Origin of the sequence: Hymenobacter terrestris, from assembly GCF_013377905.1 — a bacterium.
GTDB classification, from domain to species: domain Bacteria; phylum Bacteroidota; class Bacteroidia; order Cytophagales; family Hymenobacteraceae; genus Hymenobacter; species Hymenobacter terrestris.
This window is the reverse complement of sequence record NZ_JABKAV010000019.1, coordinates 18,752-39,729: the sequence shown is the minus strand read 5'-3', so window position 1 is coordinate 39,729 and position 20,978 is coordinate 18,752. Positions and strand designations below refer to the sequence as shown.

Below are 20,978 nucleotides of genomic sequence, written 5' to 3'. Positions count from 1 at the left end.
TTCTGTTCAATGACACGGACGGCGGGCGGGTACAAGCCCCGCCCCTACGTCGTTCCATTCTCCTGGCTTCCTCAACTCCTTGCTTCTCCCTACATGTTTCTACAGATATTCAAGTTTGAAATCTGGTACCGGCTGCGGCGGCCGGCTACCTACATTTATTTCGGTATTCTGCTAGCGCTGGCGCTGCTGTTTACGCTGGTGACCGGTGGCTTTTTTGAGAGCCTGACCGCCGTGGTGGGCAGCGGTAAGGTGCACCTAAATTCGCCCTACACCATCAACAGCCTCACCAATGCTCTGACGCTGCTGCCCGGCATTCTGCTGGTGTCGGCCATGTTCGGGCCGGCGGTGCTGCGCGACTTTGACTCGCAGATGCACCCGTTGCTCTACACCTCCCCCATCAGCAAGTGGGGCTATCTGGGTGGGCGCTTTTTCGGCACCCTGGTTATTACGCTGCTGATGATGAGCGGTCTTGCGCTGGGCCAGCTGATCGGGGCGCTGTTTCCAGGCATTCCTGCCGACCGACTGGGCGAGTTTCACCTCAGCTACTACCTGGTTCCCTACCTGACCTTTGTGCTGCCCAACGTGCTGCTGACGGGCGCTATTTTCTTCGCCCTGGCCACCCTCACGCGGCAGGCGCTGAGCACCTATGTGGGCAGCATCGTGTTTCTGGTACTCTACATTGCGGCCCAGGCTCAGCTTTCCGACCTCGATAACCAGACCATTGCCTCGCTGCTCGACCCGCTGGGCAGCGGCGCCACCCAGCTACTGACCAAGTACTGGACGCCCGTAGAAAAGAACGTGCGCCTCATCTGGCCCACGGGGCTGCTGGGCCTCAACCGGCTGCTGTGGATGGGCGTGGGGTTGCTGCTGGTGGGCTTCTGCTACCTGCGTTTCCGCTTCGAGCAGGGCGCTACCGGCAGCGCGGCTCCGCGCCGACGGCCCGCCGCGGCGGCGCTAGGCGTAGTTGCACCGGCCCCGGTGGCCGTGGCCCTACCGGCCGTAGACCAGCATTTCGGTTTCACTCAGTATTTCAACCAGTACCTGCGCCTTACCTGGCTGAGCTTGCGCGACGTACTGCGCAGCCCTTACTTTATTGCCATTGTGGTGGCCGGACTGGCATTTCTGCTGGCGGCGGCGCTGCAGATTGGCAAGATTTACGATACCACTACCTACCCAATTACGGCCCAGGTAATTGAGATTCTGTCGGGCTCGTTTTCGCTGTTTGTACTGGCCATTGTTACGTTTTACGCCGGCGAGCTGGTGTGGAAGGAGCGCGACGCCCGCCTCAACCAGATGCACGACGCGCTGCCCATCCCCAACTGGGTGCCGTTTGCCAGCAAGCTCACGGCCCTGCTACTGGTGCCGGTGGTGCTGCTGCTCGTGGTGATGGTGTTCGGCATTGGCGTGCAGCTGGCTTCCGGCTACACCAACCTCGAAATCGGGCTCTACCTGCGCTGGCTGTTCGGTATCAAGCTGATAGATTACTGGCTGCTGACGGTGCTGGCGGTGGTGGTGCAAGTGGTCATCAACAACAAGTACCTGGGCCACTTCGTGATGGTGCTGTACTTCGCGTTCACGCTGTTTGCCGGTCAGCTGGGCCTGGAGCACAACCTGCTGGTTTACGGCGGCGACTCGGGCATCAGCTACTCCGACATGAACGGTTTTGGTCACTTTGTGGGGCCTTTCCTGTGGTTTAAGCTGTACTGGGCGCTGCTGGCCGTGGCGCTGGCCGTGGCCGCCAACCTGCTATGGGTGCGCGGCACCGAAACCGACTGGCGCACCCGCCAGATGCTGGCGGTTCGCCGGTTCTCGGGTCCGGCCCGGCTGGCCCTGGCCCTCACGCTGCTGGGTTTCGTGGCCGTGGGCTCCTGGATCTTCTACAATACCAACGTGCTCAACACTTTCCGCGGCAGCAAGGCCCAACAGCAGCTTCGGGTAAATTACGAGCAGCAATACGGCCGCTTCCGCAGCCTGCCGCAGCCCCGCATTGTGGCCGTGGATGTGCAGGTGGATTTGTTCCCGACCCAACAGGAAGCGCGGGTGCAGGGCCAGTACTGGCTGCGCAACAAAACGGCCCAGCCCCTCGATACCGTGGTGCTGAACCTGCCCTCCAACGAGGACGTGAAGATTCGGAAGATGCAGCTTGGCTCGGGCGCCACTACCGTGCTGGCCGACTCCCTGACGGGTTTCTACGTGCAGCGTCTGCCCCGTCCTCTGGCCCCTGGCGACTCGCTGACCCTCGATTTCGAACTGTATTACGACTCCCCCGGCTTCGAGCAGCGCACCGGCCGCACCAGCATTGTGGCCAACGGCACGTTCGTTAATAACGGTACGCTGCCCCACATCGGCTACAGCGAGCAGGCCGAAATCAGTGAGGAAAGCGCCCGCAAAAAGTTTGGCCTCAAGCCCAAGGCCCGCATGGCCCGCCTCGAAGACACGATGGCCCGCGCCAACACCTACATTGCCTCCGACGCCGACTGGGTGCGCTTTGCCGCCACCGTGAGCACTGTGCCCGACCAAGTGGCTCTTTCGCCCGGCTACCTGCAAAAGGAGTGGACCCAAAACGGCCGCCGCTACTTCCGCTACGCCATGGACGCCCCGATTCTCAACTTCTACTCGTTTCAGTCGGCCCGCTACGTTGAGCGCAAGGCCAAATGGCGCGATGTGGATATCACGATTTACTACCAGCCGGGCCACGAGTACAACCTCGACCGCATGGTACGCGGCGTGCAGGACGGCCTGAGCTACTACAGCAAAAACTTCGGCCCCTACCAGTTCCGGCAGCTGCGCATTATTGAATTCCCGGGCTACTCGGCTTTCGCCCAGGCGTTTCCGAACACCATTCCGTTCTCCGAAAACATCGGTTTCGTGGCCAAAGTGGATACCACCGACCCCAAGGACGTGGACTATCCCTACTACGTAACGGCCCATGAGGTGGCGCACCAGTGGTGGGCCCACCAGGTGATTGGGGCCGCCGCCCAGGGCAGCACTATGATGGTGGAAACCCTGGCCCAGTATTCGGCCCTGATGGTGATGAAGCAGAAATACGGCCCCGAGCGGATGCGCAAGTTCCTCAAGTACGAGCTTGATACCTACCTGCGGGGCCGGGGTACCGAACGGGTGGCCGAGCGGCCGCTTTACCGGGTCGAAAACCAGCAGTACATCCATTACCGCAAGGGTTCGGTGGTGATGTACGCGCTGGCCAATTACCTCGGCGAAGACAAAGTAAACCAGGCCCTAAGCACTTACCTCAACCAAGTGAAATACCAGGAGCCGCCCTACACTACCTCCCTTGACCTGATGCGCAACCTGCGCCAGGTAACGCCCGACTCGCTCCAATACCTGGTGACCGATATGTTCGAGCGCATTGTGCTGTATGAGAACAAGGCCGACTCGGTAACGGCCATCAAGCTGCCCGACGGACGCTACCGGGTGGATATGGTACTGTCGGCCAAGAAGCTCTACGCCGACAGCGCCGGCAACGAAACGCCCACCAAGCGCATGAACGACCTGATTGACGTGGCCGTGCTCGGCCGCGAAAAGGTGAATGGCCAGTGGCAGGATATTCCACTTTACCGCCAGAAGCGCCGTTTCCCCAACGGCACGACCCGCCTGAGCGTCATCGTCCCCAGCAAACCCGAAAAAGCCGGCATCGACCCCTACAACCTGCTGGTCGACCGCACCCCCGACGATAACGTGAAGCCAGTAGTGGTGAAAGGGAAGTAGATGACTAGTGGTTATTAAAGGAACGTCGTGCTGAGCGGAGTCGAAGCATCTCTACTGCTTCGTTGTGATACCATTGCAACGAGGCGGCAGAGATGCTTCGACTCCGCTCAGCATGACGTTCTTTTTGCTACCCGGACCCAGCGCTGAAAACTTGGCCTGACTTCTGTATTAGTCCCGGCAGTCCAACTTCTGCTCCCGATTTTTGCTAATATGAAACGCTCTCTCCTCCTTGCCTTCGCCGCTTCGCTGCTCACCTTATCAGCCACGCAAGCGCAGACGGCCACCAAAATCAAGACCAAAACTAAGGCCGCCAACGGCACCGAGGTAAAGACCAAAACCGACGTGGAGCCGCTCGTACTCGACGGGCCCATCCGGCGGGTGGAAACGCTGTCAGGCATTGACATTTTCCCGGGTACGGGCGGCAAAAGCATCATGCTGAGCTTCACCCAGCAGTTCACCCAGCCCGGCATGCTCACCGTCACCAACTATAAGAAGCAGGCCATCTACTCGACTCCGCTTGACCCGCAAAGCAATACCGGCGCGCCCGTAGATTTAGGTCGAATTCCGGCCGGCACCTACCTAGTAGAGGCCAAAACCGGCAACTATGTGTACTGGAAAAAAGTGATGGTAAAGTACCCCGCTGCACCCGTAGCCCGCAAAAAGCGGCGCTAACAAATTGAACGGCCCGTGCTTTTTGGCGGGCCGGGCAACTGTTTAAGGCTCCGAAGTCGTTTGGGCTTCGGAGCTTTGCGTTTCTGGTGGGCCCGGTTGGGCCGGCCACCTTCTTTCTTCTGCTATGAAATCTGTTTCGCGTTTTCTCCGTCTGATGCCGCTGCTGGGGCTGCTGTTCGGGCTAGTGGCCTTTGCCGGCCCCGGCCTCAAAAAAACCACCATTGCCAAAAACCTGACCATGGGCGTGCCCGACGGTTTCGCACCTCTGCCCGATGAGGGTATTGCCATGAAATACCCGGCTCAGCGCCGCCCGTTGGCCGTTTTTGCGAGCCCCAACGGCCAGGTGGGGCTGAGTGTCAGCCAGAAGCCCACCAACTTCAGCAACCGCGACTACGCCATGCTGCTCAAGATTTACAAGGCCAGCATCCAGAACATGTACGGCAAGGTGCAGTTTCTGCGCGAAGACATCTACACCGTTAACAAGCGCGACTTTGTGGTGCTGGAGTTCGTTTCGACGGTGGCCGACAACCGCCGGGGCGGCGGCAACATGGCCGCCATTCGCAAATATCAGTTGGTGCAGTATGCCATCGAAGGTGAGCAGCTGTACGTCTTTACTTTCGATGCCCCGGCCAACGAGCAGGCCAAGTGGCAGCCCATCGCCCAGGCTGCTATGGAGAGTGTGGTGATGAAGTAAGCCCCGCCCCTACTCCGTTCCTGAATTAGCGAAACTCAACCTATGACCCTTTCTCTGCATTCCGACGAACAGTACATGCGGGAGGCGCTGAAGCAGGCGCGTTATGCACTGGCCGAGGATGAAATTCCGATTGGAGCCGTGGTGGTACTGGATCAGCGCATTATTGCCCGCGCCTACAACCAGACCGAGCGGCTGCAGGACGTAACGGCCCACGCCGAAATGCTGGCCCTGACGGCGGCAGCCAATCATTTGGGCAACAAATACCTGCAGGAATGCACGCTTTACGTAACCGTGGAGCCCTGCGTGATGTGCGCTGGAGCCAGCGCCTGGGCCCAGGTGCGACGGGTGGTGTTTGGGGCTCCCGAGCCCAAGTTTGGCTACCGCCGCCACGGCCGGCTGCTGCACCCCAGGGCCGAAGTGGTAAGCGGCATCCTAGCCGAAGAGAGTGAGGAGCTGATGCGGGAGTTTTTCGCCCAGAAGCGGAAATAGGCTACTTTTAGCCCGCCACCGTAACCCTGGCCCTCATGCCGGGGTTGTATATATAGTATGAATTAGCTGGTACTGAGTAATGAGATGCTGTTCTAGCGGCCTATCCGGGCAAATAGAACAGCATCTCACTACTCAGTACCAGCTAATTCATAGCAAACTCTCACCTAAACCCTTTCTACTATGGCTTTCGAACTGCCCGCCCTTCCGTATGCTTTTGATGCACTGGAGCCGCACATTGATGCGCAAACCATGCAGATCCACCACGACAAGCACCACCAGGCCTACGTTACCAACCTCAACAATGCCATTGCCGGCACTGATATGGAAGGTAAGAGCCTGGATGATTTGATGCATAACATTGCCGCCGCCCCCACGGCCGTGCGCAACAACGGCGGCGGCCACTGGAACCACTCCATGTTCTGGCAGGTGCTGAGCCCTAAAGGCGGCGGCGAGCCTACTGGTGCCGTGGCCGAGGCCATCACCAAGTCGTTTGGTGGCTACGAGAAGTTCAAGGAAGAATTCACGAAGGCCGCCGGCACGCGCTTCGGCTCGGGTTGGGCCTGGCTGTGCAAGCAGGCCGATGGCTCGCTGACTATCGGCTCGACGCCCAACCAGGACAATCCGCTCATGCCCGATGCCGGTGTTAAAGGCACCCCGCTGCTCGGTATCGATGTGTGGGAGCACGCCTACTACCTCAAGTACCAGAACAAGCGCCCCGACTACGTGGCCGCCTTCTACAACCTCATCAACTGGGACGAGGTGAACAAGCGCTTCCAAGCTGCTTAACCTTGTTTTTCGTTGCCTGTTCTTCGTAGTTCGGCTCAAATAACTTGTAGTTTCTGAACAACAAAGGCACCGTTAAAACCTCCGCTCCATTTGGGGCGGAGGTTTTTTTGTGGCTCGCCGGCAGTTTTTTTACCAGGACAGCAAACCTTTTGCGAGCAGATACGCTTAAGAACCAATCAATGTATCTACATCATTTTGAATCCAATGTCTGACAAGCTCTTTTCGGCTGCCCAGCTCGGCCCAATTACCCTCCGCAATAAAGTAGTAATGGCCCCCATGACGCGCGCCCGCTCGCTGGGCAACGTGCCCGGCCCGCTGGTAGCCGAGTACTATGCGCAGCGCGCTTCGGCCGGCCTCATTATTGCCGAGGGCACGGCCCCGAATATCGACGGTTTGGGTTACGCCCGTATTCCGGGCCTGTTCAATGCCGAGCAGGTAGCAGGCTGGAAGCTGGTAACCGACGCCGTACACGCCCGCGAGGGCCGCATTTTTGTGCAGTTCATGCACACCGGCCGCATTGGCCACCCCCTCAACTTGCCCGAGGGTGCAGAGATGGTAGCTCCATCGGCCGTAAAGGCCGGCGGCGAAATGTGGACCGACCAGCAGCAGATGCAGCCCCACCCCGAGCCCCGTGCCATGACGACGGCCGAGGTAAAACAGGTAATCCAGGACTTCGCCAAGGCTGCCAAACTAGCCGTGGAGGCTGGTTTTGATGGCGTAGAGTTGCACGCGGCTAACGGCTACCTGCTGGAGCAGTTTCTCAACCCCAACACCAACCAGCGCACCGACGAATACGGTGGCTCGGCCGAAAACCGCGCCCGCTTTGTGCTGGAAGTGGCCGATGCTACCATAGCAGCTATTGGAGCCGAGCGCACCGGCATCCGGCTCTCGCCCTGGGGCACGTTCAACGATATGGGGGCCTACGAGGGCGTCAACGACTTTTACGAGTACCTAGCCACCGAGCTGCAAAGCCGCAATCTGGTGTACCTGCACCTCATCAACCCCGAAACCATTAAGGCCCCGGCGGCCTCGGCCGACACCGTGGGAATTATGCGCCGTGCCTTCACCAACACATTCATTCTAAGCAGCGAGTACGACGCTGCCAAGGCCGAGGAAGAACTGCAGAAGGGCCGCGCCGACCTCGTAGCGTTTGGCCGCCCATTCATTAGCAACCCCGATTTGCCGGAGCGCATGGAGGCCGGTACCGAACTAGCTGAGGGCGACCAGTCGACCTACTACGGCCCGGGCCCCCAAGGCCTGCACCAGGGTTACACCGACTACCCGGCTTTGGCCGAGGCACAGCAACCGGCATAACCAGCTTGGGCAGTCTGCCTGACCCGGTAGCACGTGCAAAGAGAAAAGCCCCGCCGGTAAGTCCGAACTTGTCCTTACCCAAATCTTTTTCCGACCTCGCCGAGGTAACGCCAAGGCCTTTTCTCGCTGGCTGCCCCCGCTTGAAAAGCGGTAAACCGGATAGGCAACCGCGCCAAAACGCCCTTCCAGCCGCACGGCTGGAAGGGCGTTCGAGTTTTGGGTAAGGACAAGCCGGTAAGTCCGAACGGGGCTTTTCTCTTTTATAACAGAGCATCATGGCGGCAGCTTTTAGAAAGCTTGATTCTGCATTCTATGCGCATATTTTAAGTAGTGTTGAGCGAATGAACCGACCTATTGCCTGCTTATTCTTATTTAAAATAATTAAAGATAAGCTTGCGAGCTTGAACATTGACCTCTACTTTTGTTCTATAATCGAAACGATTCTAAACAACTACTCTCTATTACGACCCATGCGTTTCCCTGCCCGCTTGTTCACGCTTGCTTCTCTGGCCTTGGCCTCTGCCACTTTCACCGCCTGCTCCGATGATAAAGACGAGATAACGCCGAACGCGCCAACGTATGAGGTGCCTGTTACCTACAGCTTCGCCAACGTGAACTACAGCGGCCAGCAGGCCCGCCTGGCCATGCTCGGCGAGATGGACACCTACATCAAAACCGCCAATACCGGCGCGGTGCTCAATGCCCAGAAGCTGCAGAACATGTATGCCAACACCAGCAGCCCCTTCGCGGCCACCGAACTGAACACAGCCGGCAAGCAGTTGCGCGACAAAACGCTGAGCACCGTGCAGGCCGAATACGACGGCTACCTGCAGGATGTGGCCACGGCCAGCCTCAGTGCCCGGGTGCCTGCTACTAATGGCACCGCCGGTATCCTCACCTCGGCCGATGGCACCAAGAAGTACCTCGTAAACGCCAAGGGCGTGGAGTTGGGCCAGCTCATTCAGAAGGGTCTGATGGGCGCCGTGTTCTATTACCAGGCCGTAGACAGCTACCTGACGGAGGACAAGATTGGCAACGCCGTAGATAACAAAACCGTGAAGCCCGGCGAAGGCACGGCCATGGAGCACCACTGGGATGAGGCGTTTGGCTACTTCGGAGCTCCGGTTGATTTCCCGGCTAACACGACGGGCCTCAAGTACTGGGCGAACTACAGCAACCAGGTTGACCCGGCATTGAAATCGAACAAAATCCTGATGGATGCTTTCCGGAAAGGCCGGGCCGCTATTTCCAACAACGACATGGCCGGCAAAACCGAAGCGGCCGCCACGCTACGCACCAACTGGGAGACGCTCGTTGTCTCGTCGGCCATGCATGAGCTGAACATCGCCAAGGGTGCAGTGGCCGACCAGGCCCTCAAGAGCCACTACCTCTCCGAGGCCCGGGGCTTCGTAATGGGTCTGCGCTACCGGAAGGACCGCAAAATCAGCGACGCTACTTACGCCCAGGTGATGGCCAAGCTCGGCGACAACTTCTACGCCACAACCGGCGCCGACATCAACGACGCCCTCAACCTGCTCAGCTCTGCCTACGGCCTCGATGCCATCAAAGGCAGCATATAAATAAGTTGAACCTGGCACCCGCCGGACCTGTTACCTGCATCTGGCAGCCCTTTTCCGTTATTCGGACTGAGGTTGCCCTTTGCTTTTCTTCCTCCTTCGATGCTGCTACCTAACCTGAAAACGTTGCGCCTGATGGCCGCCACCTTTAGCCTGGCCCTGCTGGCTTCCTGCAGTTCCGACAGCAAGTCGGAAAACGCCGCCCCCGCCGACTCATTCGACCGGGCCGCCATGCTGGCCAACTATTCCGACCAGCTGATTGTACCCGGTTTGCGCGAGTTGAGCACCGAGTCGAGTCAGTTGAGCGCAGCCGTTTCGGCCTTTGCGGCCAGCCCATCGGAGGCTACCCTACAAACGGCCCGCGCCGAGCTGCGCGAAGCCAACTTAGCCTGGCAGGCCATGAGCTCCTATGAGTTTGGCCCTTCCGAAGAGCAGATGCTGCGGTCCAACCTCAACATCTACCCCACCTCGACCGACCGGATTGAAGCCAATATCGGGGCTGGTTCTTACGATTTGAGCACAACCGCCAACCTGTCGGCCAAAGGCTTTCCGGCCCTCGACTACTTGCTGTATGAAGGCGCGACGCCCACGGCAGTAGCGGCGAAGTTTACGGCTTCGGCGGCCCGCGGGGCCTACGCCAAGGCCGTAGCGGCCGAAATCAAGCAGCGCACTGAAGTGACCTACAATAAGTGGCTGGGCGGCGGCTACACCACCACCTTCCAGCAGTCTACCGGCACGGCCGTGGGCAGCGCGGTAGCCAACCTGGTCAACCAGCTCAATTCCGACATTGACGTAACCAAGCGCTTCAAAGTGGGCGTTCCGGCTGGTCGCTTCACGGCGGGTACGGCCCAGCCAACCAGGGCCGAGTCGCCCTATGGCAACCTTTCGCTGGAACTGCTTAAGCGCAACGTGCAGGCCCAAAAGGCGCTGTTTCTGGGTCAGGCTGGCACTGCCAATGGCCTGGGCCTCGACGATTACCTTACCCACGTGAAGGCCCAATACAACGGCAAGCCGCTGGCCGACGCCATCAGCCAGCAGTTTGATGCCGTGCTGACTGCCATTGATGCGGTGCCCGGCCCGCTCACCCAGGCTGTAGCCACCCAGCCGGCCAGCGTTAATAAGGTTTATGACGAGTTCCAGAAGCTCATCATCCTCACCAAAACCGATATGCCTTCGGCCCTCGGCGTATCCATTACCTACGCCGACAACGACGGCGACTAACCGAAGTATCTGAAGGCGTGTCATGCTGAGCGCGGCGGAGCGTAGTCGAAGCATCTCTACCGCAGTGGTATTCCTGCTACTAGGTTTACTACAGCGGTAGAAATGCTTCGACTACGCTCCGCCGCGCTCAGCATGACACGTTCTCATTAAACCGTTTCTCCTCTCACTTGTCTCATGTCCACCCTCAACCCTTCCACTTCCTGGTTGATGCGGCCGGTTTCGGCGGCGCCGCTGGTGGTGTTTCGGGTGCTGTTTGGCGGCATGATGCTGGCCAGTATTGCGCGGTTTGCGGCCAAAGGCTGGATTACCGACCTGTACGTGGCACCCAAGGTGTTCTTCCCGTATTACGGGTTCGAGTGGGTACAGCCGGCTGGGGCCGTGGGTATGCCCGTGGTGTTCGGACTGATGGCGCTCGGGGCGTTGGGAATTATGCTGGGCGCGTGGTACCGCTGGTCGGCGGGGCTATTTTTCCTGGCGTTTACCTACGTTGAGTTGCTGGACAAGAGCAACTACCTCAACCACTACTACTTCGTGTCGGTAGTGGCTTTTTTATTGATTTGGGTGCCGGCCAACGCGCAGTTTTCGCTCGATGCGCGCTGGCAGCCGGAGCGGTGGCGGTCCACGGTGCCGCAGTGGGCGGGGCTGCTGCTGCGTACCCAGATGGGCATGGTATACTTCTTCGCCGGCGTGGCCAAGCTGAACCCCGACTGGCTCTTTGAGGCCATGCCGCTACGCCTGTGGCTGCCCGCCCACACCGATTTACCGATCATCGGCTGGTTTTTCGACCAGCTCTGGGTGGCCTACGCGTTCAGCTGGTTCGGCGCGTTCTACGACCTCACGATTCCGTTCTTTCTGAGCGCGCGGCGCACCCGCTACTGGGCCTACGCCACGGTGGTGGTGTTTCACGTACTCACGGCAGTGCTGTTTCAGATCGGTATGTTCCCCTACATTATGATGGTGAGCACACTGCTATTCTTTCCGGCTTCCTTCCATGAAAAGCTGCTGGGCTGGGGCCGCCGCCTGCTGGGCCAGCCGGCTGGGGTGCCGGAAACGACTCCGGCACACTCTGCACTTTCGGCCGCGCCGCGGGGGCTGGTAGTGGCGCTAGGGCTGTGGCTGCTGGTGCAGGTGCTGCTACCGTGGCGGTTTCTGCTGTACCCGGGCGACTTGTTCTGGAGCGAGCAGGGCTACCGTTTTTCGTGGCGGGTGATGCTGATGGAGAAAAGCGGTACGGCCTTTTTCTATGTGCTCGACCCGCGCACGGGCCATGAAACCGAAATTCGCAACCGCGACTACCTTACCGTAACGCAGGAAAAGCAGGTAGCCACCCAGCCCGATATGTTGCTGCAGTTCGCCCACGTCCTGCGCGACGACTACCGCCGCCGCGGCGTGCCCAACCCGCAGGTGCGGGCCGAAGCGTACGTAACGCTCAACGGCCGCAGTTCCCGCCTGCTCATCAACCCCAAGCTCAACTTGGCTCAACAGCAGGAAGGCTTCGGGGCTAAGGCCTGGATTCTTCCGCTAGAGCAGGTCGAGCCGACGGGCAAATGATTTCGGCTGCCGTAGGGAAGAGGCTCAACTGCTCTCCTACCGTAGTATCTCGCTCAGTATAAGCGTACTTTTGCACCCCGATTCACCTCACCCCCGCCCAATGTCCCGCTTGCTGCTTCTGCTCCTGCTGCTTTTCACGCTGCCCGCCCTCGGCCAGAACCTGACGCTGAGCGGCCGGGTAACGGATGCGCGCACGGGCCGGCCGGTGGCGCAGGCGGAAGTGCTGCTTACCAACTCGGGCCAGCTCACGCGCACCGATGCGCAGGGACGCTACCAGTTCGGCGAGCTGCCGGCCGGCACCTACGCCCTCACGGCCTTTGCCGAGCAGTTCACTTCCATCACCAAACCCGTAGAGCTAACGGCCGATGCCACGCTGGATTTTGCCCTCGCACCTTCGGATGTGAAGCTGAGCGAGGTGAACGTGGAGGGCCAGCGCGAGCAGGGCTTTGGTATCCGGCGGCTGAATTCGGTGGAGGGCACGGCTATTTATGAGGCCAAAAAAACGGAGGTAATCGAGCTGGAGAACGTAACGGCCAACCTGGCCACCAACAACGCCCGGCAGGTGTTTGCCAAAGTGGCCGGCCTCAACATCTGGGAAAGCGACGGGGCGGGCATTCAACTGGGCATTGGCGGGCGCGGACTGAGCCCCAACCGCACCGCCAACTTCAATACCCGCCAGAACGGCTACGACATTTCGGCCGACGCGCTGGGCTACCCCGAGAGCTATTACACGCCTCCTACCGAGGCCCTGGACCGCATTGAGGTAGTGCGCGGAGCGGCCTCGTTGCAGTACGGCACCCAGTTTGGGGGCATGCTGAATTTTGTGCTACGCCAGGGTCCAACTGATAAAAAGGTGCAATTCACGACCCGGCAGACGGGCGGCTCGTTCGGATTTTTCAACTCATTCAACAGCGTGGGCGGCCAGCTCGGGCGCACCAATTACTACGCCTACTACCAGTACAAGCGCGGCGACGGCTGGCGGCCCAACTCGGGCTTCGATGTGCATACAGCCTACGCCAGCGTGCAGCACGCGGCCACCGAGAAGTTCAAAATCGGGCTCGACTACACCCGCATGTACTACCTGGCCCAGCAGCCCGGCGGCCTCACCGACGCCGAGTTTGCCCAGGATGCCCGCCAGAGCAAGCGCACCCGCAACTGGTTTCGCGTGAACTGGAACCTACTGGCCGCCACCGCCGACTACCGCTTCTCCGACGCCACCCGCCTCAACTGGCGCACCTTCGGGCTGCTCGCCGACCGCACCGCCCTGGGCAACCTCAGCCGCATTGACAGGCCCGACGACCTGAACTCGATCCGGCTGCTGCTGCGCGACGAGTTCCGTAACGTGGGCTCAGAGCTACGGCTGCTGCACCGCTACGCCCTGGGTGGCTCGTTCTCGACGCTGCTAGTGGGCGGGCGCTACTACCACGGCTTCACCGACCAGCGCCAGGGCCCCGGCTCGCGCGCCGCCGATGCCGATTTCACGTTTTATCCGGCCGAGCAGAACGTCTCCATCGTTCAGGCCGCCTACAAGTACCCGAGCCGCAACGCATCCGTGTTCGTCGAGAACATCTTCAACCTCACACCCCGCCTGAGCCTCACGCCCGGCCTGCGCTACGAGTTTATCCGCACCAAAGCCGGGGGCACGTTTGCCCGCGAGGAGTACGACCAGGCCGGCAATTTTCTGTCGGAAGAAAAGTTTGCCGAGCAGCGCCAGAACACCCGCGGCCTGCTGCTGGGCGGACTCGGCGCCAGTTTCAAACCCACCGAGCAGGCAGAGGTGTACGCCAACTTCTCGCAGAACTACCGCGCCATCAACTTCAACGATATGCGGGTGGTGAACCCCGGCATTCGGGTGGACCAGGGCCTGCTCGACGAACGGGGCTACAGCGCCGACCTGGGCCTGCGCGGCGGCCGGCCGGGCGTGTTCACCTACGACGCCAGCCTGTTTTATCTGGCCTACAAAAACCGTATCGGCCTGCTGCCCGTCGATGGCTATCTGCTACGCACCAACATCGGCCGCTCGCGCAACCTGGGCCTCGAAACCTTCGTGGAAACCGACATTCTGCGGTTGCTGCAGGGGGAAAACGCCCGCACCGGTCTGAGCGTATTCTCCAACCTCACACTGGTGGATGCCCGCTACAACATCGACAGGGCCGTGTTCCGCGACAAAAAGGTGGAGCTGGCGCCTTCGCTCATCGCCAAAGCGGGCCTCACGCTGCGCCGCGGCCCGCTTAAGCTGGCCTACCAGTACGCCTACACCAGTCGCCAGTTCACCGATGCCACCAACAGCGTACTCGAGTCCACGGCCGTGTTCGGCGAAATACCAGCCTATTGGATTATGGACCTGTCGGGCAGCTACGAGTACAAGTTTCTGAAGCTCGAAGCCGGCCTCAACAACCTCACCGACAACCGCTACTTCACCCGCCGCGCCACCGCCTACCCCGGCCCCGGCATTATCCCGGCCGACGCCCGTGGCTTCTACGTAACGCTGCAGGCGCAATTCTAGCCTATAGATCTTCGGCTGAGGCCCATGGAGCGACAACGGCCTTTATCGCTCGTTTCTTTTCCCTGCCCTCATGCCCGACGACGTGTTGCCCGATATTCAAACCGAAGCCGACATCAAGGCCTTGGTTGACAGTTTCTATGACCGCGTGAATGCTGACCCGCTGCTGGGACCCGTTTTCAACAATGTGGCCCACGTGAACTGGGCAGCCCACCTGCCGCGCATGTACGATTTCTGGAGCGGGCTGCTGCTGCACACCAACCGCTACCGCGGCCAGCCCTTTGCCAAGCATATCCCGTTGCCCATCGGCAGCAGCCATTTCCAGCAGTGGCTTTATCTGTTCTGCCGCACCGTCGACTCGCTTTTTGCCGGGCCGGTAGCGCAGGAGGCCAAGGTGCGGGCCGGTAGCATTGCCTACATTTTCGAGCACCGCATGCGGGCGGTCAACAATCCGCTTTCTATTCTGTAGCCCTCCCTCTCCCATCAGTAACAACTCCGGTGTTTGTTTGGTAGGACAGGCGGACTGCATCGGGCTGGCAGGTGGGGTACGAATAGCGTGTCATTCAGAGCGTAGCGAAGAATCTCGCTGTTTTTGGCCAACTACTCGCTGTTCCCTGCCAACCACTGGCAACTTTACCTATATTTGAAGGCTAAACCCAGGCCAAACCGGGCCACGCAGCTGGCCAACGTCTTTTTGTGACTTCGGCGGCGCCCCTCCTCACTCACCAACCTGCCCTCTGCATGAGTACCAAGCTGCGTCTCATTATTCTGAGCTTTCTTCAGTTTTTCATCTGGGGCTCGTGGCTGATTACCATCGGGGCATACTGGTTCCAGACCAAGCAGTGGTCGGGCTCGGAGTTCGGGGCCATCTTCTCGACGATGGGCATTGCCTCCATCTTCATGCCCTCGCTCATGGGCATCGTGGCCGATAAGTACATCAACGCCGAAAAACTCTACGGTGTGCTGCACCTGCTGGGCGCGGTGGTGCTGTGTACCGTACCGCTGGTAACCGACCCCAGCACGTTTTTCTGGGTGATTCTGCTGAACATGATTTTCTACATGCCCACGCTGGCGCTGTCCATTGCCGTGTCGTACTCGGTGCTCAAGCGTGAGGGGCTCGATGTAGTGAAGGACTACCCGCCCATCCGGGTATGGGGCACTATCGGTTTCATTGTGGCTATGTGGACGGTGAGTTTGCTAGGCTTCGAGAAGTCGGCCAGCCAGTTCTACGTGGCGGCCGGCGCGGCTTTCCTGCTGGGCTTCTACTCATTCACGCTGCCCAAGTGCCCGCCGCTGGCCAAAGACACTCCCGGCCGCTCAATGGTTGATGCATTGGGCCTCAAGTCGTTTGCCCTGCTGCGCGACTCCAAGATGCTGGTGTTCTTCCTGTTTGCGCTGCTGCTGGGCGCGGCCCTGCAGCTCACCAACGCCTATGGCGACACCTTCCTGCACGATTTAGCGGTTACCACGATAACTCCTACCCTGCCAGAGGTCGTCGATTTCAAATCGTTTCTGCAGCTCTCAGGTCAATTGCTATCGAATCCACTTGATAGTCTTCAAATCTTGGCTGCAAAGTATCCAGCCATCATCATGTCGATTTCCCAGATTTCGGAAACACTCTTCATTCTGGCTATTCCGTTCTTCCTGCGGCGCTTCGGCATCAAACAGGTCATGTTTTTCAGCATGATTGCCTGGGTGCTGCGCTTCGGCCTGTTTGCCTACGGCGACCTTGAATCTAGCCTCTGGATGATTATTCTCTCGTGCATCATCTACGGTATGGCCTTCGACTTTTTCAACATCTCCGGCTCGCTGTTCGTCGAAACCCAGACTACGGCTTCTATCCGGGCCAGCGCCCAGGGCTTGTTTATGATGATGACCAACGGTTTCGGTGCGGTGCTGGGCAGTTCCATCAGCGGCATCGTGATTGAGCGCTACTTCACCGATGCCAACGGCGTGAAGGACTGGCACAACATCTGGTTGTCCTTCGCGGCCTACGCGCTGGTCATTGCCGTGCTGTTCGTGTTCCTCTTCAAACACAAGCACAACCCCAACCTAGTAGATGAGCACGTGGATGAGGTAGAGCCGCTGCTGACGATTGAGCAGGCATAAGTATTTTGAACTGTTATGCTGGCACGAGTAGGGTGCGGGGCTTGTCCCCGCCCGCCGTTGAACGGTCCAAGATTGAATCGTTCAATGGCGGGCGGGGACAAACCCCGCACCCTACATCGTTCTGCGCGAGCAGCCATTAGCTTTTGGTAGCTGGCCACCACCCCAATGCTGAAGGCCACTACTCTACTACAAGCCACACAAAAAGCCCGCCTGGCGCATTGCCAGGCGGGCTTTTTGTGTGGCTTGTATGTTGAATCAAGGCTGAAAAAAATCAGCTGAATCAGCGTAAGCTGTACTTAGTTGAAGTAGAATTCGCCCTCAATCTGAGCGTTTTCGTCGGAGTCGGAACCGTGTACGGCGTTGGCTTCGATGCTCTTGGCGTACTTCTTCCGGATAGTACCGTCTTCGGCGTTGGCGGGGTTGGTAGCGCCAATCAGAGTGCGGAAATCGGCTACGGCGTTATCCTTTTCGAGGATGGCGGCTACGATCGGGCCGCTCGACATGTATTTTACGAGGTCCTGGTAGAAGGGGCGCTCCTTGTGCACTTCGTAGAACTGGCCGGCCCGCTCGGCGGTCAGCTGTACTTTCTGGAGCTCCACGATACGGAAGCCGGCCGCCTCAATCATGCCGAGGATACCACCAATGTGGTTGTCCTGCACGGCATCAGGCTTAATCATCGTGAAAGTGCGGTTGGTGGCCATAAGGCAGGTTTGTTTGGTTGAAAGAGAATGCAAATTTGCGGGTGCAAAAGTAGCAGTTTTATACCGAACACCGGTTAGCGGCAGAACGTGTCATGTCGCGACTTTGCCCTTGACTTCAAGAGTCGCCGAGAAAGTATAGCAAGCGTTACCCTTAACTACTACCCGCTAAGCACTACCTTAGCGCACCTTTTCAAAAGGCGTTTTGTTGGAGAGCGGAATATTTCCGAATTTTGCCGCCTTTACATTCGGGCTAACCAGCCCACTTTCAGTCACCTACCCCGTAGGAAATGTCGCAAATTGCTGAGTTAAAGGAGTTGCTGGCCCATCCCCGGCAGGTATTCATCACCACCCACCACAAGCCCGATGCCGATGCTTTGGGCTCGTCGCTGGGTCTGGCAGGCTACTTACGTAAAAAAGGTCACCACGTTACGGTGGTAACCCCCTCCGACTATCCTGATTTTCTGGCTTGGATGCCCGGCAACGATGAGGTAGTGGTGTACGACCCGCGCCGCAACGATGCCAAGGTCCGGGAGCTGGTGAAGCAGGCCGAGGTGCTGTTCTGCCTCGACTTTTCCTGCCTGAGCCGCATCAACGAGTTAGGCGAGTACATACGCGACGCGCCCGGCACGAAGGTGCTTGTCGACCACCACCAGCAGCCGGAGCAGTTCGCCCAGATTGAGTTCTCCAACCCTAAAGCCGCCGCGACGGCCGAACTGATTTTTGAGATTATCCGCGACCTGGGCGACCAGGACCTGGTGGACTCCGGCATCGGCGAGTGTCTGTACGCGGGCATCATGACCGATACGGGCTCGTTCCGTCACCCCAGCACCTCGCGCAATGTGCACCTGATTATTGCCGAGCTGCTCAGCGCCGGCATTAACACGTCCGAGGTACACCGTCGCATCTACGACTCGCACTCGGAGGAGCGGCTGCGCTTTCTAGGCTTCGTGCTGAAAGACAAGCTCACGGTGCTGCGCGAGTACAACACGGCCTACATTGCCATTACGGCCGACGAACTGCGTCAGTACCACTCCAAAACCGGCGACACGGAAGGGCTGGTGAACTTTGCACTCAGTATCGAGGGCATTGTGTTTGCCGCCATTTTCATCGACCGTACCCAGGCCGTTAAAATCTCCTTCCGTTCTGTAGGCGACTTCTCGGCCAGTGAGTTTTCGCGCCGCCACTTCAACGGCGGGGGACACCACAACGCCGCCGGCGGCATCAGCCACGTGCCGCTGCCCGCCACCCTCGACCGTTTCCTGGAGCTACTGCCCGACTACCAGGTAGAGCTGCTGGGCGCGCCGCTTGCCAGCCCGGCCCCGGTGGCGTAATTCGGCGTAACTTCGCCGCTGTTTTTGCATCTTCACTCCTCTCAAACCCCTTCATGTTTTTTCAACGCACCTTTCTGAGCCTGGCCCTGGCGGCCGGCATCCTGAGCATGGCTTCCTGCAACAAAAGCGGGGATTTCAGCAAGACGCCTTCGGGAATTGAGTACAAGATTTTCAAGAACACCGCGGCCGGCAAGTACGAAGACAAGGACGTGAGCAAGGACGGCGACGCGACGTACAAGGAGCGCATCGGCAAAATAATGGCCCTGCATGTGGAGTACCGCACGGCCAAAGACTCGGTGCTGTTCAACTCGCGTAAGCAGCAGATGGGCTTCCCGGTGCGCGTGCCGCTCGATACCGTACGTGCGGCCCAACGTGGCGGCCTCGAAGAAGCCATCAGCCTGCTTCAGCCCGGCGACTCGGCCGTGTTCCGCTTCAACGTGGACACCATTTTTGCCAAGTCGTTCCGCCAGCCGGTACCGGCGTTCATGAGCAAGGCCGGCAAAACCATGACCATGTACGTGAAGGTGGACAAGGTGCAGGACCAGGCCGAAGCCCAGGCCGACGTGCAGAAAATGCAGGTGGAGCAGCAGGCCAAAATGGCCGCCTACGCCGATGAACAGCTCAAAAAAGATGACGTAGCCCTCCAGGCCTACGCCAAGAAAAATAACCTCACCGTTCAGAAAGATGCTTCGGGCGTGTACTACGCCATTACCACGGCTGGCCCCGGCCCCAAGCCCAAAGCCGGCCAGATTGTATCGGTGCTCTACAAAGGCTCGTTGCTGGAAAACGGCAAAGTGTTCGACTCGTCGGAGAAAGTAGGCAACAAGCCGTTCGACTTCGCCATCGGCCAGGGCCAGGTAATTCCGGGCTGGGATGCCGGCATTGCCCAGTTCCCAAAGGGTTCGAAGGGTATCCTGCTGGTGCCTTCATCGCTGGCCTATGGGCAGCGCGGTGCCGGTGCCGACATTCCGGCTGACGCCATCCTGCGTTTCGACGTAGAGCTGGTCGACATCAAGAACGCGCCTGCCCAGCCGGCTGCCGGCGCGCAGATGGACGAAGCCGAAATTCGTCGTCAGATTGAAGCCATACAGCGCCAGCAGCAAGGCAAATAATATCGGGCACCTGCTCGTTTAGCATAAGCCCCCGGCCCTGCGGTGCAACCCGGCCGGGGGTTTTTGTATCCTACCCTCAGGGGTTTCCATGTTTTTTCTTCCTGCTGATGCTGTTCTCTTCCCTTTGTTCTGCTGTCTACCGCACTGGCCAGCGCAGCCGCCACACGCTGGCGCTGCTACTGATTATGCTGCCGCTGCTGCTGGCCGGCTGTCAGTCCGACCCTACCGATGATACCGACTACGCCGCGCGCGACGAGCAACTGATTACCGACTACATCAAGGCCAACAACCTGACGGGCTTCGTACGTCAGGCGTCGGGCCTGTACGTGGCCGTTACGCAGCCCGGCACCGGCAACCCGGCCGTAGCCGGCCAGCAGCTGACGACGCTCTACACCGGCCTCACGCTCGATGGCCGCATTTTCGACTCGACGGCCAACCGCAACAACGATCCGCTTACCTTTACAGTAGGGCGGGGCCAGGTTATTCAGGGCTGGGACGAGGGCTTCATCGGCCTGCGCCCCGGCAGCAAAGCCATCCTGCTCATCCCCTCAGACCTGGCCTACGGCGCCCGCGCCACGGGCCCGATTCCGGCCCGTTCCGTGCTGCGCTTCGATGTAGAGCTGCTGCGGGTTCAGTAACATTTTCTCACCACGCATTTCGCCTGCCATGAACTCCCGGTTTTCGCTGCTTCCTTTTTTTCTGCTGATGTTGCTTTTTGCGTTTGGCGCCTGCAAAAAGGACGATGATAATGAGCCTGCCACCAATTTCGCCGAGCGCGATGAGCAGCTGATTACCAACTACATTCAGGCCAACAACCTAACGGGCTTCACGCAAGACTCGACCATCTTCGTGGCGGTTACCAAGACCGGCACGGGCGCGTTGCCTAAAAAGGGCCAAACCATCATTGTCAAGTATAAAGGCTCGACGCTCGATGACCAGGTGTTCGACGAAACCAAGGAGTCCACTATTGGCTTTCCATTCGTGCTGGGTGCGGGCCAAGTAATCAAGGGCTGGGACCGGGCTTTCAAGCAGTTCAATAAGGGCACCAAGGCCATCCTGCTTATTCCATCGGGTCTGGCCTACGGCAATACTGCAACGGGCTCTATTCCGGCCAATTCGGTGTTGCGCTTCGATGTGGAGGTGGTAAATATCAAGTAAGCCGGCCTCACAGGCGGTGGCGTTTCCATTTTGC

Annotated in this window: 17 protein-coding genes; 16 read left to right on the top strand and 1 reads right to left on the bottom strand. The window is 59.3% G+C overall.

Annotated elements, in window-relative coordinates:
- The first annotated feature begins 93 nt into the window (after positions 1–93).
- The 12 genes from HW556_RS08865 (at position 94) to HW556_RS08810 (ending at position 16,642) form a co-directional block, all read left to right on the top strand.
- Positions 94–3,726, top strand: a complete 3,633-nt coding sequence (locus HW556_RS08865; RefSeq protein WP_176899666.1) for an ABC transporter permease/M1 family aminopeptidase — start codon at positions 94–96, stop codon at positions 3,724–3,726.
- A 210-nt stretch (positions 3,727–3,936) separates the two neighbouring features.
- On the top strand, positions 3,937–4,398 hold the full coding sequence (locus HW556_RS08860) for a hypothetical protein (protein ID WP_176899665.1): 462 nt from the start codon (positions 3,937–3,939) through the stop codon (positions 4,396–4,398).
- A gap of 124 nt (positions 4,399–4,522) precedes the next feature.
- Positions 4,523–5,092 carry a hypothetical protein gene (locus HW556_RS08855; RefSeq protein WP_176899664.1) on the top strand — a complete coding sequence of 190 codons (570 nt, stop codon included), beginning with the start codon at positions 4,523–4,525 and terminating at the stop codon, positions 5,090–5,092.
- A 42-nt stretch (positions 5,093–5,134) separates the two neighbouring features.
- Positions 5,135–5,581, top strand: coding sequence for a nucleoside deaminase (locus tag HW556_RS08850; RefSeq protein ID WP_176899663.1), 447 nt, complete (start codon positions 5,135–5,137; stop codon positions 5,579–5,581).
- A 180-nt stretch (positions 5,582–5,761) separates the two neighbouring features.
- Entirely contained in the window at positions 5,762–6,367 is a 606-nt protein-coding gene (locus HW556_RS08845) for a superoxide dismutase (RefSeq protein WP_176899662.1), read from the top strand.
- Between the two features lie 204 nt (positions 6,368–6,571).
- Positions 6,572–7,681 (top strand): alkene reductase, encoded by a 1,110-nt coding sequence (locus HW556_RS08840; RefSeq protein ID WP_176899661.1) that lies wholly within the window; start codon positions 6,572–6,574, stop codon positions 7,679–7,681.
- A gap of 470 nt (positions 7,682–8,151) precedes the next feature.
- Complete coding sequence (locus HW556_RS08835) at positions 8,152–9,261, top strand: DUF4856 domain-containing protein (RefSeq protein ID WP_176899660.1); 1,110 nt, start codon at positions 8,152–8,154, stop codon at positions 9,259–9,261.
- A 99-nt stretch (positions 9,262–9,360) separates the two neighbouring features.
- Positions 9,361–10,479 carry an imelysin family protein gene (locus HW556_RS08830; protein WP_176899659.1) on the top strand — a complete coding sequence of 373 codons (1,119 nt, stop codon included), beginning with the start codon at positions 9,361–9,363 and terminating at the stop codon, positions 10,477–10,479.
- A gap of 174 nt (positions 10,480–10,653) precedes the next feature.
- The gene (locus HW556_RS08825; RefSeq protein WP_176899658.1) at positions 10,654–12,030 is read left to right on the top strand and encodes an HTTM domain-containing protein; all 1,377 of its coding nucleotides are present in this window, start codon (positions 10,654–10,656) and stop codon (positions 12,028–12,030) included.
- 100 nt (positions 12,031–12,130) lie between these two features.
- Positions 12,131–14,536: a TonB-dependent receptor gene (locus HW556_RS08820; RefSeq protein WP_176899657.1), complete on the top strand. Its 2,406-nt coding sequence runs from the start codon at positions 12,131–12,133 to the stop codon at positions 14,534–14,536.
- Positions 14,537–14,606: 70 nt separating this feature from the next.
- On the top strand, positions 14,607–15,002 hold the full coding sequence (locus tag HW556_RS08815; protein ID WP_176899656.1) for a group III truncated hemoglobin: 396 nt from the start codon (positions 14,607–14,609) through the stop codon (positions 15,000–15,002).
- A gap of 272 nt (positions 15,003–15,274) precedes the next feature.
- Complete coding sequence (locus HW556_RS08810) at positions 15,275–16,642, top strand: nucleoside permease (protein ID WP_176899655.1); 1,368 nt, start codon at positions 15,275–15,277, stop codon at positions 16,640–16,642.
- Positions 16,643–16,938: 296 nt separating this feature from the next.
- Here the strand turns inward: HW556_RS08810 and HW556_RS08805 are convergent, their stop codons facing one another.
- The gene (locus HW556_RS08805) at positions 16,939–17,343 is read right to left on the bottom strand and encodes a nucleoside-diphosphate kinase (protein ID WP_176899654.1); all 405 of its coding nucleotides are present in this window, start codon (positions 17,341–17,343) and stop codon (positions 16,939–16,941) included.
- Positions 17,344–17,630: 287 nt separating this feature from the next.
- Here HW556_RS08805 and HW556_RS08800 point away from each other — a divergent pair, with 287 nt between their 5' ends.
- The 4 genes from HW556_RS08800 (at position 17,631) to HW556_RS08785 (ending at position 20,944) form a co-directional block, all read left to right on the top strand.
- On the top strand, positions 17,631–18,674 hold the full coding sequence (locus HW556_RS08800; RefSeq protein ID WP_176899653.1) for a DHH family phosphoesterase: 1,044 nt from the start codon (positions 17,631–17,633) through the stop codon (positions 18,672–18,674).
- Positions 18,675–18,727: 53 nt separating this feature from the next.
- Positions 18,728–19,786 (top strand): FKBP-type peptidyl-prolyl cis-trans isomerase, encoded by a 1,059-nt coding sequence (locus HW556_RS08795; RefSeq protein WP_176899652.1) that lies wholly within the window; start codon positions 18,728–18,730, stop codon positions 19,784–19,786.
- A gap of 107 nt (positions 19,787–19,893) precedes the next feature.
- A complete protein-coding gene (locus tag HW556_RS08790; protein ID WP_176899651.1) occupies positions 19,894–20,424 on the top strand; it encodes an FKBP-type peptidyl-prolyl cis-trans isomerase in 531 nt (176 codons plus the stop codon).
- A 28-nt stretch (positions 20,425–20,452) separates the two neighbouring features.
- On the top strand, positions 20,453–20,944 hold the full coding sequence (locus tag HW556_RS08785) for an FKBP-type peptidyl-prolyl cis-trans isomerase (RefSeq protein WP_176899650.1): 492 nt from the start codon (positions 20,453–20,455) through the stop codon (positions 20,942–20,944).
- The last annotated feature ends 34 nt before the right edge of the window (positions 20,945–20,978 follow it).

Excerpts from the sequence above, each read along its gene's own strand:
- HW556_RS08860 (WP_176899665.1), top strand. The coding sequence starts at position 3,937 with ATGAAACGCTCTCTCCTCCTTGCCTTCGCCGCTTCGCTGCTCACCTTA.
- HW556_RS08810 (WP_176899655.1), top strand. The coding sequence starts at position 15,275 with ATGAGTACCAAGCTGCGTCTCATTATTCTGAGCTTTCTTCAGTTTTTC.
- HW556_RS08795 (WP_176899652.1), top strand. The coding sequence starts at position 18,728 with ATGTTTTTTCAACGCACCTTTCTGAGCCTGGCCCTGGCGGCCGGCATC.
- HW556_RS08815 (WP_176899656.1), top strand. The coding sequence starts at position 14,607 with ATGCCCGACGACGTGTTGCCCGATATTCAAACCGAAGCCGACATCAAG.
- HW556_RS08850 (WP_176899663.1), top strand. The coding sequence starts at position 5,135 with ATGACCCTTTCTCTGCATTCCGACGAACAGTACATGCGGGAGGCGCTG.
- HW556_RS08835 (WP_176899660.1), top strand. The coding sequence starts at position 8,152 with ATGCGTTTCCCTGCCCGCTTGTTCACGCTTGCTTCTCTGGCCTTGGCC.
- HW556_RS08805 (WP_176899654.1), bottom strand. The coding sequence starts at position 17,343 with ATGGCCACCAACCGCACTTTCACGATGATTAAGCCTGATGCCGTGCAG.
- HW556_RS08820 (WP_176899657.1), top strand. The coding sequence starts at position 12,131 with ATGTCCCGCTTGCTGCTTCTGCTCCTGCTGCTTTTCACGCTGCCCGCC.
- HW556_RS08855 (WP_176899664.1), top strand. The coding sequence starts at position 4,523 with ATGAAATCTGTTTCGCGTTTTCTCCGTCTGATGCCGCTGCTGGGGCTG.
- HW556_RS08800 (WP_176899653.1), top strand. The coding sequence starts at position 17,631 with ATGTCGCAAATTGCTGAGTTAAAGGAGTTGCTGGCCCATCCCCGGCAG.
- HW556_RS08785 (WP_176899650.1), top strand. The coding sequence starts at position 20,453 with ATGAACTCCCGGTTTTCGCTGCTTCCTTTTTTTCTGCTGATGTTGCTT.
- HW556_RS08830 (WP_176899659.1), top strand. The coding sequence starts at position 9,361 with ATGCTGCTACCTAACCTGAAAACGTTGCGCCTGATGGCCGCCACCTTT.
- HW556_RS08825 (WP_176899658.1), top strand. The coding sequence starts at position 10,654 with ATGTCCACCCTCAACCCTTCCACTTCCTGGTTGATGCGGCCGGTTTCG.
- HW556_RS08865 (WP_176899666.1), top strand. The coding sequence starts at position 94 with ATGTTTCTACAGATATTCAAGTTTGAAATCTGGTACCGGCTGCGGCGG.
- HW556_RS08790 (WP_176899651.1), top strand. The coding sequence starts at position 19,894 with ATGCTGTTCTCTTCCCTTTGTTCTGCTGTCTACCGCACTGGCCAGCGC.
- HW556_RS08840 (WP_176899661.1), top strand. The coding sequence starts at position 6,572 with ATGTCTGACAAGCTCTTTTCGGCTGCCCAGCTCGGCCCAATTACCCTC.
- HW556_RS08845 (WP_176899662.1), top strand. The coding sequence starts at position 5,762 with ATGGCTTTCGAACTGCCCGCCCTTCCGTATGCTTTTGATGCACTGGAG.